Annotated in this window: 1 pseudogene; it reads right to left on the bottom strand. The window is 69.6% G+C overall.

Annotated features, from left to right (window positions below):
• Positions 1–23 precede the first annotated feature (23 nt).
• Positions 24–1,018: pseudogene (locus tag I3F54_RS31860) on the bottom strand (IS5 family transposase).
• Between the last annotated feature and the right edge of the window lie 79 nt (positions 1,019–1,097).

The following is a 1,097-nucleotide window of genomic DNA, read 5'->3' as shown; positions in this document are numbered from 1 at the left end:
CTAGGGCCTGTTCCAGGTTCGGATCATGTTGGTCGGAGGCTGCGGATCCAGATCACGGCACCGCGTAAGTGGAGACCGGCGAGGTAGCTGGTGGCGGTCTTGTCGTAGCGGGTGGCCAGGCCCCGCCACTCCTTGATCTTGTTGATGCAGCGTTCGACGGTGTTGCGGTCTCTGTACAGGTCTGGATCATGACCGACCGGGCGGCCGCCGCGAGGACCCTTCTTCTTGCGGTTGGCGGCCTGGTCGGCCTTCTCCGGGATGACACTGCGGATGCGGCGTCGCCGCAGGTAGGCACGGTTGGCGCGGGAGGAGTACGCCTTGTCCGCGGCGACGGCGCCGGGCCGGGTGCGCGGGCGGCCGACCGGGCCACGCACCCTGATGCCCTCCAGTACCGGGACGAAGCGGGGGCTGTCGGCGGCCTGTCCCGGGGTGAGGACGAACGACAGCGGTCGGCACCCGCGTTCGGCCGCGAGGTGGGTCTTGGTGGTCAGTCCGCCCCGGGAACGGCCCAGTTCGGCCGCACGAAGCCGGGCTCTGCGCCGCCGACGTAAACGCCGCCGCTCCTCACGCGCCACGTCGTCGCCGACCTCGCTCGACGGAGCTACCGGTGCGCTTTGCCCCTTTCGAGAACCCCCTTTTCCTCGGTGACGGCCTTCTCCAGCTCGTCCAGCAGCTCGGGATCGACGGCCATCCCCGCCGCGTGATGATGCGCGCGCGCGACCGTGGAATCCACGCTGACCAGGTCGAGATCAACCTGCCCACGGGCCGCCGCCTCGGCGATCAACCCCTCCATCAGCGTCCGGAAGGTCCCGGCCACCGCCCAGCGCTGGAACGCGCCGTAGACGGTCGACCAGGAGCCGTACTCCTGCGGCACGTCCCGCCAGGGACACCCGGCCCTGAACCGCCACATCACGGCGTTGAACAGCCGCCGCAGGTCAGGGACCGGGCCGCGCTCGCCCACCGGCAAGAACGGCTCGACCAACTCCCACTCGGCATCCGAGAGATCACCACGCGCCACTCTCGACAACTACCAGGGCCCAGCCGCCCGGCACCGGCGAATCCCCAAACCAATGATCCGAACCTGGAACAGGCCCTAG

The organism is Streptomyces sp. MUM 2J, assembly GCF_022414535.1.
Classification (GTDB): domain Bacteria; phylum Actinomycetota; class Actinomycetes; order Streptomycetales; family Streptomycetaceae; genus Streptomyces.
Note: the sequence above shows the minus strand (reverse complement) of the source record. Positions and strands in the feature narration are given on the sequence as shown.